At 74.2% G+C, this 9762-nt stretch carries 9 protein-coding genes and 1 pseudogene; 6 read left to right on the forward strand and 4 right to left on the reverse strand.

The features are described from left to right. A pseudogene (locus UW392_RS66135) lies at positions 1-577 on the forward strand (hypothetical protein); the annotation flags it as partial. Between the two features lie 333 nt (positions 578-910). On the opposite strand, the gene UW392_RS66140 reads toward UW392_RS66135, so the two are convergent. Both UW392_RS66140 and UW392_RS66145 read right to left on the reverse strand, forming a co-directional pair. After that, positions 911-1885: an acyl-ACP desaturase gene (locus UW392_RS66140; RefSeq protein WP_320785105.1), complete on the reverse strand. Its 975-nt coding sequence runs from the start codon at positions 1883-1885 to the stop codon at positions 911-913. 203 nt (positions 1886-2088) lie between these two features. Continuing rightward, positions 2089-3753: an ABC-F family ATP-binding cassette domain-containing protein gene (locus tag UW392_RS66145; RefSeq protein WP_320785106.1), complete on the reverse strand. Its 1665-nt coding sequence runs from the start codon at positions 3751-3753 to the stop codon at positions 2089-2091. 298 nt (positions 3754-4051) lie between these two features. Between UW392_RS66145 and UW392_RS66150 the strand changes: the two genes are divergently transcribed. After that, a complete protein-coding gene (locus UW392_RS66150) occupies positions 4052-4675 on the forward strand; it encodes a GOLPH3/VPS74 family protein (protein WP_320785107.1) in 624 nt (207 codons plus the stop codon). Positions 4676-4692: 17 nt separating this feature from the next. Here the strand turns inward: UW392_RS66150 and UW392_RS66155 are convergent, their stop codons facing one another. Beyond that, positions 4693-5109, reverse strand: a complete 417-nt coding sequence (locus UW392_RS66155) for an SsgA family sporulation/cell division regulator (protein ID WP_320785108.1) — start codon at positions 5107-5109, stop codon at positions 4693-4695. 384 nt (positions 5110-5493) lie between these two features. On the opposite strand from UW392_RS66155, the gene UW392_RS66160 reads away from it, so the two are divergent. Together UW392_RS66160 and mmpA are read left to right on the forward strand one after the other, a co-directional pair. After that, positions 5494-6189: an endonuclease V gene (locus UW392_RS66160; RefSeq protein WP_320785109.1), complete on the forward strand. Its 696-nt coding sequence runs from the start codon at positions 5494-5496 to the stop codon at positions 6187-6189. A 49-nt stretch (positions 6190-6238) separates the two neighbouring features. Continuing rightward, positions 6239-6373 (forward strand): morphogenic membrane protein MmpA, encoded by a 135-nt coding sequence (mmpA, locus tag UW392_RS67255; RefSeq protein WP_414497880.1) that lies wholly within the window; start codon positions 6239-6241, stop codon positions 6371-6373. A gap of 51 nt (positions 6374-6424) precedes the next feature. On the opposite strand, the gene UW392_RS66165 is transcribed toward mmpA, so the two are convergent. Beyond that, positions 6425-7669: a saccharopine dehydrogenase family protein gene (locus tag UW392_RS66165; protein WP_320785110.1), complete on the reverse strand. Its 1245-nt coding sequence runs from the start codon at positions 7667-7669 to the stop codon at positions 6425-6427. Between the two features lie 182 nt (positions 7670-7851). On the opposite strand from UW392_RS66165, the gene UW392_RS66170 reads away from it, so the two are divergent. Together UW392_RS66170 and UW392_RS66175 are read left to right on the forward strand one after the other, a co-directional pair. Further along, complete coding sequence (locus tag UW392_RS66170; protein WP_320785111.1) at positions 7852-8982, forward strand: CaiB/BaiF CoA-transferase family protein; 1131 nt, start codon at positions 7852-7854, stop codon at positions 8980-8982. Positions 8983-9018: 36 nt separating this feature from the next. Next, the coding region (locus UW392_RS66175) for a beta-ketoacyl synthase N-terminal-like domain-containing protein (RefSeq protein WP_320785112.1) at positions 9019-9762 on the forward strand (744 nt) is incomplete at its 3' end.

The raw sequence follows: 9762 nt of genomic DNA on the forward strand, positions 1-9762 counted from the left end.
CGGACTGGCGGCGCTGCGGGACGCGCTGCGCGCCCTCGCCGAGGAACCGGCCGGCCCCGGCGCGGACGCGGGCGAGCGACGTGACCGGCCCGGCCGGCAGCGCGTCCAGTACCTCCTGGACCGGATCGGCGGGCACGGCCTGCCGCGCGCCGCCGCCCGGACGGTCGGTCTCGCCGCCGCCGAGGTACTGGGCGCGTACGACGCCCATGCCGCGCAGGCGGCCCGTGCGGCGGCCGTCCACTGGGACCTGGACGCCGAGCCGGTACGGCTGGACCGGCTCGCGGAGTTGTGCGGCACCGGTCGGCCCGTCCTCGCCGCGCGGGTGGCCGACCTGGTGCACCAGGCCCTGGACCCGCGGGACGGCCCCGGTGACCCCGGGACGCTGCTGGCCGAGGCCGAGTGGCTGGCCGGTCACGGCGGTCACGCCCAGGGACTGCTGGCCGTCGCCGTCACCGACGCCCTGGGCGAGCGCGAGGAGTGGCCCGCCCGCTGGCGCGACCTGCTGCGGGCGCTGCGCCGCCACCCGGTCGCCGATGTACGGGACACCGCGCTGGACCGGACGACGGCGTGGGAGTGACTCCCCGGCGCCGAGCACCCGCCCCACGCACCGGCCGCGCGTGCCGGACCCCCGCGCGTGGCACGGGCCCGGCGCGCGGAACGGACTCAACGCGCGTGACGGGCCCGGCGCGCGGGAGGTGCGGTCAGGTAGGACAGCGGACCGGCCGCGCGGGACCATGGACCGGCCGCGTGCGATTACGGACCGGTCGCGCGGAACAGCGGGCGCGTCGCGCGGGGCAGCGGGACGGCCGCGCGAGGCAGCGGACCGGCCGCGCGGGACCATGGACCGGCCGCGCGGGGCCACGGACCGGTCGCGTGTGGCAGCGGACCGGTCGCGTGTCCGGTGGTCGGGTCAGCGGGTGCCCCGCGCCGCCATCCGCGCCTTGCGCGCCGCCAGCCTCTCGTCGAACTTGGCGGCCTCCGCGTCCAGTCCGCCCATGAACAGGCCCAGTTCGTCCTGCGCCTTGAGTCCCTCGGGGCCGAGCCCGTCGATCTCCATGATCTTCAGGAAGCGCAGGACGGGCTGGAGCACGTCGTCGTGGTGGATGCGCATGTTGTAGACCTCGCCGATCGCCATCTGCGCGGCGGCCCGCTCGAAACCGGGCATACCGTGTCCGGGCATCCGGAAGTTCACGACGACGTCCCGCACCGCCTGCATCGTCAGGTCGGGCGCGATCTCGAACGCCGCCTTGAGCAGGTTCCGGTAGAACACCATGTGCAGGTTCTCGTCGGTGGCGATGCGGGCCAGCATCCGGTCGCAGACCGGATCGCCCGACTGGTGGCCGGTGTTGCGGTGCGAGATGCGGGTGGCCAGCTCCTGGAAGGCGACGTAGGCGACCGAGTGCAGCATCGAGTGGCTGTTGTCCGACTCGAAGCCCTCGCTCATGTGGGCCATCCGGAACTGCTCCAGCTTGTCCGGGTCCACCGCGCGCGAGGCGAGCAGGTAGTCCCGCATCACGATGCCGTGCCGGCCCTCCTCCGCCGTCCAGCGGTGCACCCAGGTGCCCCAGGCGCCGTCGCGGCCGAACAGCGACGCGATCTCGTGGTGGTAGCTGGGCAGGTTGTCCTCGGTGAGCAGGTTCACCACCAGCGCGATCCGGCCGATCTCGGTGACCTTGGACTGGCCCTTCTCCCAGGCCTCGCCGTCCTCGAACTGGCCGGGGAAGTTACGGCCGTCGGTCCACGGCACGTACTCGTGCGGCATCCAGTCCTTGGCGACCTTCAGGTGCCGGTTCAGTTCCTTCTCCACCACTTCTTCCAGCGCGTACAGCAGCCGGGCGTCGGTCCAGGCGGAAGAGCTGCCGAGAGGTGCGGAAGTGAGCGACACGAAAAACTCCAGGGGACGGGTGAGGCCGATCGAACGGTTCCGGCGAGCGGTGCGGGAACCTACGGCATCGTAGGCTACGACACCGTAGGTTACGAGACCGTAGGTTAAGCCTGCCGTAAAGGCCCTGATCACACGCACCGTACGCGGGAGAAAGCCCCGGGTACCCATGGGCCCCGGGGCCGAACGGCCGTATCGCCGGCCCGTCAGACGGTCTCGGCGACGGCCTCCGCGGTGGTCTCGCGCAGCTCTCCCTCCGCCAGCAGCAGCCAGCGCGTGATGCCGATCGACCGCAGGAACGGCAGATCGTGACTGGCCACGATCAGCGCCCCCTCGTACGAGTCCAGGGCCGTGGTGAGCCGGCGGACGCTCGCCATGTCCAGATTGTTGGTGGGCTCGTCCAGCATCAGCAACTGCGGCGCGGGCTCCGCCAGCATGAGCGCGGCCAGCGTCGCGCGGAAGCGTTCGCCGCCGGAGAGCGTCGCCGCCCGCTGGTCGGCGCGGGCGCCCCGGAACAGGAAGCGGGCGAGCCGCGCCCGGATCCGGTTGCCGGTGGCGTCCGGCGCGAACCGGGCCACGTTCTCGACGACGGACAGCTCCCCGTCGAGGACGTCCAGCCGCTGCGGCAGGAACCGCAGCGGCACGTGCGCCGTGGCCTCGCCGGAGACCGGCTCCAGCTCCCCGGCGATCGTGCGCAGCAGCGTCGTCTTGCCCGCGCCGTTGCGCCCGATCAGCGCGATGCGCTCCGGACCGTACAGGTCGCAACCGCCCTTCACGCGCGCGCCGTAGCGCAGTTCCAGCTCGCGCAGGGTGAGCACCGTACGGCCCGCCGGGACGGCCGTGTACGGCAGGTCGACGCGGATCTCGTCGTCGTCCCGTACGGCCTCCACCGCGTCGTCGAGCCGTTCCCTGGCCTCGGCGAGCCGCTCCTCGTGCAGGATGCGGTGCTTGCCCGCGGACTCCTGGGCCGCGCGTTTGCGTGCCCCCATGACGATCTTCGGCTCGCGTTTCTGCTCGTACATCTTCTGGCCGTACCGCTTGCGGCGGGCCAGCTTGACCTGGGCGTCGGAGAGTTCGCGCTGCTGCCGCCGCAGGTCGGACCCGGCGACCCGCACCATGCGCTCGGCGGCCTCCTGCTCGACGGCGAGGGCCTCCTCGTAGGCGGAGAAGTTCCCGCCGTACCAGACGATCCCGGCGCCGCCCCGGTCCGCGGGGCGGCGGTCCGGGACGCCGGTGCGGCGCAGGTCCGCGATCTGGTCGACCAGGTCGAGCAGCTCGCGGTCGTGGCTGACGACGACCATCACCCCGGGCCAGGACGCGACGGCGGCGTAAAGCCGTCCGCGCGCGTACAGATCGAGGTTGTTGGTCGGCTCGTCCAGGAGCAGGACGTCGGGCCGGCGCAGCAGCAGCGCGGCCAGCCGCAGCAGCACCGACTCGCCGCCCGAGATCTCGCCGACGGTGCGGTCGAGGCCGATGTGGCCGAGGCCGAGTTCGCCGAGTGTGGCACGCGCGCGTTCCTCCACGTCCCAGTCGTCGCCGAGGGTCTCGAAGTGCCCCTCGGCGGCGTCACCGGCCTCGATGGCGTGGAGCGCGGCCCGCCGCTCGGCGATGCCGAGCACCTCGTCGACGCGGAGCGCGGTGTCGAGGGTGACGTTCTGCGGGAGGTAGCCGATCTCGCCCGCGGTACGGACGGTCCCGCCGGTCGGGGTGAGCTGCCCGGCGACGAGTTTCAGCAGGGTCGACTTGCCGGCTCCGTTGACACCGACGAGCCCGGTGCGGCCGGGGCCGAACGCGGCGTCGAGGTCCTGGAAGACGGGCGTGCCGTCGGGCCAGGCGAAGGAGAGGGCGGTACAGCTGATGGATGTATGCATGAGAAGCGTCTCCGCGGTTGCGTGATGCGGTCAGGGGCAAACGCGTATCGAGACACCGGGAGAGGCGACCACGGCGGAAGGCCCGCGGAGGAGGGAGGAGCCCTGCTCGTCGGGAACGGCTCGAACGCCGAGGTCGCACGCGGCGGACACACCTGAACGGTGTGGCGCGGTGTCTCAGGACCTCAGACGAGCAACGTCCTACTCCGATCGACGACAACAGGACCCGTTCACCGTAAGAGGGGCCGTGAAGACTGTCAATCGTCTTTCGCCAGCGGCCTCACGGACCCGAGGAGGCCCCGTGACCCACGGCTCGCTCTCGATCCCCGCCCGGCTCGGCCTGCTGGCGCTGGACGCCGACCGTCCCTCCGGCTCGGACCCCGCGCCCGCCCACCGCCTGGTGCGGGCCGGCGCCCTCGCCGAACTGGCCCGGCGCGGCCTGCTCGTCGACGACGACTCCATCGCCACCCCGGTCGACCTGGACTCCCGTACCGGCGACGCCGTCCTGGACGGGCTGCTGGAGCTGGTTTGCGAGTCGCTGCCGCACGGTTGGCGGACCTGGGTGCGGCTGCGGGCGCGGATCACCGCGGACGCGGTCCGGGAGCAGCTGGTGGCCGAGGGGCTGCTGCACGCGGAGAAACGACGGGTGCTCGGGGTCTTCCCGTCCGTCGAGCACCGCCTGGCGCGGCCCGCGCTCGTGGCGGCGCTCAGGGAGGAGACGCGGCAGGCGCTGCGGGGCGAGACTCCCGTCGAACGGCTCTCCGCGCGGGACGCGACCGTCGCGGCCCTCGCCGGGGCCGCCCGGCTGCGGACCCTGGGCGGCGCGACGGCGGACGTGACCGCCGCGGCCGGGAACGTCGAGATCGTACGGGAGCTGTGCGCGGCCCTGTCCGCGGCGGCGGCCAAGGCGGCGGCGACAGCCTGACGGCCCGGCGGCCCGCGTCAGCGGGTGCCGCGCATCAGTTCCTCCAGTTCGCGGTCCAGGTCGAGCTGGAGGTGTTCCGTACCGACCGGGACCAGGTCACTCGTGGCCCGCAGGAACCGGCGGAGTTCGCCCGAGCGGACGTGGACCACGGCGGTGCCCTCCGGGGCGTGGAACTCCAGGACGGTGCGGTCGTAGCCGTACGGCCGCACCCGCACGTCGCCGTGGCCCTCCGGTTCCCGCAGGCCGGCGATGAGCAGCTCACGGGAGAAGGTCCAGCAGACGTCCACGCCCTCCAGCGTGGCCGGGGCGGGGAAGGTCATGCGGACGGCGAACGGGTCGCTCCGGTCGTACTGGAGCGACGCGGGGATGTTGGGCATGCGGGGCGCGGCGGCGACGAGGCGCGCCTCGACGGGCTGCTCGATGACGGTGGACAACGCCTTGCTCCCTCGGGACGGCTGACGGCTGGCGGCTGGGCGGCGAGCGGGTCGATGGACGGTCCGGCATCGAATGAGACGCCGGAAGGAGTCGATCCGTGCACATGGAGAGAGTGACCTCTGTCACCGCCTTCATTCACAGAAGTGATCCCGAGTGACGTGGCTCTCCTCGTGTGGCCCGAACGCCGCGTACCTCACCGCCTGTTGACCCTGGATCAGGCGCACGCCGCGTATGTCCTCAACGTGTGCTTTGGTTCGCGGGAGTAAACGGATATGGGCGGATATCCTACCCGTCCCGGTGCCGCCGGGACGCCCGGCGCGGGCGGGGCGCGGGGCACGCCGTAGGCTCCTGGGCACCATGACGACCGCATCGAGCTGGGCACCATGACGTCCGTAACGATTCCCGGGGACCGGCCGGTCACCGAGGAGCAGGCCCGCGCGGAGCAGGAGCGGCTGCGCGCCCGGCTGGTGCTCGACGAACCCGGGCCGCCGCCCGGCACCGGCCACGTCACCGGGGTCGACGTGGCCTACGACGACGAGCGGGACCTCGTCGCGGCGGCGGCCGTCGTCCTGGACGCCGCGACGCTCGCGGTCGTCGCCGAGGCCACGGCCGTCGGCCGGGTCTCCTTCCCCTACGTGCCCGGCCTGCTGGCCTTCCGCGAGATCCCGGCCGTCCTCGCCGCCCTGGAGGCGCTGCCCGGCCCGCCGGGACTGGTGGTCTGCGACGGCTACGGCCTCGCCCACCCGCGCCGGTTCGGCCTCGCGAGCCACCTCGGCGTGCTCACCGGCCTGCCGACGATCGGCGTCGCCAAGAACCCGTTCACCTTCGCCTACGAGGCTCCCGCGGCGCCGCGCGGCAGTACGTCCCCGCTGCTCGCGGACGGCGAGGAGGTCGGCCGGGCCCTCAGGACGCGGGACGGGGTGAAGCCCGTCTTCGTCTCCGTCGGACACCGTGTCGGCCTCGACAACGCCTGCGCGCACACGCTGGCGCTGTCGCCCGCCTACCGCCTCCCGGAGACGACCCGCAGGGCGGACGCCCTCTGCCGCCGGGCGCTGAGCGAGGCGGGACCGGGCGTCTGAGTATCCGTACGGATGTGTCGACCGCGCGGCCCCGGGCAGGCTGGGCCGCATGACTTCGCAGCGAGCCCCTGAGTCCTTCGCCCGGCCCGGCCGTTCCGTGACGGCCGGCATGACCCTCGCGATGCTGGCGGGGCTGGCCTGGACCGGCGGAATGATATGGACGATCGCCGGGTGGGCCCTGTAGGGACCGCCGCGCACACCCGGCCGGCGCCCGTCACCGCTCCGCCGGCGCCCGTCACCGCTCCGCCGCCACCCGGAACCGCAGCCCCGCCGCCCGCAGCCGCGCCGTCAGCGCGTCGCCCATCGCCGCCGCCGTGGTGACCTGGCCGGACGTCTCCGGCAGCGCGTCCAGCGCCAGAGACAGCGCCGACTCCGCGAACATCTTCGCCGTCTCGTCGTACCCCGGGTCGCCGCCCGACACCTCGGTGAACACCCGCCGGCCGCCGCCCTCGCCGACGAAGCGCACCGAGAACCAGCTCCGGGCGCGCCGCGCGGCGTCGGGGCCGTCCCCGGACCGCAGCCGGTCCGCCAGCCACCGCCGCGCGGGCGGGACCTGGGCCGCCGTCACCAGCGCGCCGGCCGCCGCGACACCGCCGAGCGCGACGGGCAGCCGCCGTACGGCCGCGTAGTGCCGGTAGCGGAAGTCCGGCCCGTACCGCTCCAGAGCCGCCGCGGACCTCCGGACGACCTGCGGATCGACCGTCGGCAGCGGGAGCGCCCAGGCGTCCACCTCACCGGCGAACCGCGGCGCGGGCGTCGGGGCCAGTGCGCGCCGGCCCGCCGGGCGCGGCTCGCGGCGCCGCCGCTCCCGGGCCGCGTCGCGCAGCTGCCGCCCGCGCGCCACCTGGCCGAGCGCGGAGGCGAACGTGCCGCCCGAGAAGGCGGCGTGCGCGGTCACGAAGCCGTCCACCGTCAGCGGTACGCCCGCGGGGAGGTGCCCGACGGTGAAGTACACGCCGAGGTCGTGCGGGACCGAGTCGAAGCCGCAGGCGTGCACCAGCCGCGCGCCGGTCTCCCGCGCGCGTGCGTCGTGCCGGACGTACATCAGGTCCACGAACTCGGGCTCGCCGGTGAGGTCCAGATAGTCCGTGCCGGCGTCGGCGCAGGCGGCGACGAGCGGCTCCCCGTGGCGCACGTAGGGGCCGACCGTCGTGGCCACCACGCGCGCGTGACGGGCGATGTCGTGGACGGAGGCCGGGTCGGCGACGTCGGCCTTCAGTACGCCGATGTCCGCCGCGCCGGGCAGCCGCTCGCGCAGCCGGCGCAGCTTCTCCTCGTCGCGCCCGGCGATCGCCCACCGCACTCCGCCGGGCGCGTGCGCCGCGAGGTACTCCGCGGTCAGCCGCCCCACGAACCCCGTCGCCCCGACGAGCACGATGTCGTACGGCCGCCCGTGGCCCCGCGGGCGCTCGCGCCCCGGTGACCGCCCGTGCTCAAGTGGCCGTTCGCCCTGGAGTGACTGCTTCCGCACCTCGCTCATGACACCTCCTGTGTCCCTCGGGTGACGCACCGTCGCCGGTGCCCGAGGCTAGCGTGAGAGGCGCCCGGTCACACCCCCGGGCTAAGCGCTTGCTCGTTCCGCTCTTGTGCCGACCGGAACGGGTTCCTAACATTCCTAACATCACTGGTGTTACATCGATACTGTCACGGGCAGGGGGCCGGATGGCCACGGCAATGGCGCCTACGCACGGACCGCTCACCGGCGTACGCGTGCTGGAGCTGGCCGGCATCGGCCCCGGCCCGTTCGCGGCGATGCTCCTGGCCGACCTCGGCGCCGACGTCGTCCGGGTCGACCGCCCCGGCGGGCCCGGACTCGGCGTCGCCCCGGAGCACGATCTCACCGGCCGCAACAAGCGCTCGGTGATCGTCGACCTCAAGGACCCCGGCGGACCCGCGCGCGTCCTCGACCTCGCGGCGCGCGCCGACGCCCTGATCGAGGGCTACCGCCCCGGCGTCGCCGAGCGCCTCGGCATCGGCCCCGGGCCCTGCCACGCCCGCAACCCGCGCCTCGTCTACGGCCGGATGACCGGCTGGGGCCAGGACGGCCCCCTCGCCCGGCGGGCCGGGCACGACATCGGGTACATCGCCCTCACCGGCACCCTCGGCATGATCGGCGCCGCCGACGGGCCCCCGGCCGTCCCCGCCAACCTCCTCGGCGACTACGCCGGCGGCTCCCTCTACCTCGTCGTCGGCGTCCTGGCCGCCCTGCACCACGCGCGCGTGACGGGCACCGGGCAGGTGGTGGACGCCGCCATCGTCGACGGCACCGCGCACCTCTCCGCGATGATCCATGGCATGCTCGCCGCCGGCGGCTGGCAGGACCGGCGCGGCGTCAACATCCTGGACGGCGGCTGCCCCTTCTACGGCACCTACGCCACCTCCGACGGCGGGTACATGGCGGTCGGCGCCCTGGAACAGCGGTTCTACGAGGAGTTCATGACGCTCCTCGGGCTGCCGGAGCGGGTGCCGGACCGGGACGACCCCGCCCGCTGGGAGGCGCTGCGCGCGGCGATCGCCGCGCGGTTCGCCACCCGCACCCGCGACGAGTGGACGGCGCTCTTCGAGGGCAGCGACGCGTGCGTGGCGCCCGTGCTGTCGCTGCGCGAGGCGCCGCACCACCCGCACCTCGCCGCCCGCGCCACCTTCACCGACCACGGCGGCGCCGTCCAGCCCGCCCCCGCGCCCCGGTTCTCCGCGACCCCGGCCGCCGTCCGCACCGGTCCCGCCCGGCCGGGCGCCGACACGGCGGCCGTGGCCCGCGACTGGGACGTGCCGCGACTGACCTCCTCCTGACCCTCACCCTTCTGACCCTCATCGAAAGGCCGGCCAGTGACCACCGAAGCGTATGTGTACGACGCGATCCGCACCCCGCGCGGGCGCGGCAAGGCAGGCGGCGCCCTGCACGGCACCAAGCCCGTCGACCTGGTCGTCGGACTCATCCACGAGATCCGCGCCCGCTTCCCCGGGCTCGACCCGGCCGCCGTCGACGACATCGTCCTCGGCGTGGTCGGCCCGGTCGGCGACCAGGGCTCCGACATCGCGCGGATCGCCGCCGTCGCCGCGGGGCTGCCGGACACGGTGGCCGGCGTGCAGGAGAACCGCTTCTGTGCCTCGGGTCTTGAGGCGGTCAACATGGCCGCCGCCAAGGTCCGTTCGGGCTGGGAGGACCTGGTCCTCGCGGGCGGCGTCGAGTCCATGTCCCGGGTGCCGATGGCCTCGGACGGCGGAGCCTGGTTCAACGACCCGATGACCAACCTCGCCACGAACTTCGTGCCGCAGGGCATCGGCGCCGACCTGATCGCCACCATCGAGGGCTTCTCCCGCCGGGACGTCGACGAGTACGCGGCGCTGTCCCAGGAGCGCGCGGCCACGGCGTGGAAGGAGGGCCGCTTCGAGCGGTCCGTCGTCCCCGTGCGGGACCGCGCGGGGCTCACCGTCCTCGACCACGACGAGCACCTCCGGCCGGGCACCACCGCCGACACCCTCGCGAAACTCAAGCCGTCCTTCGCGGACATCGGCGAACTGGGCGGATTCGACGCGGTGGCGTTGCAGAAGTACCACTGGGTCGAGGCC

Source organism: Streptomyces sp. CRN 30 (assembly GCF_034105845.1).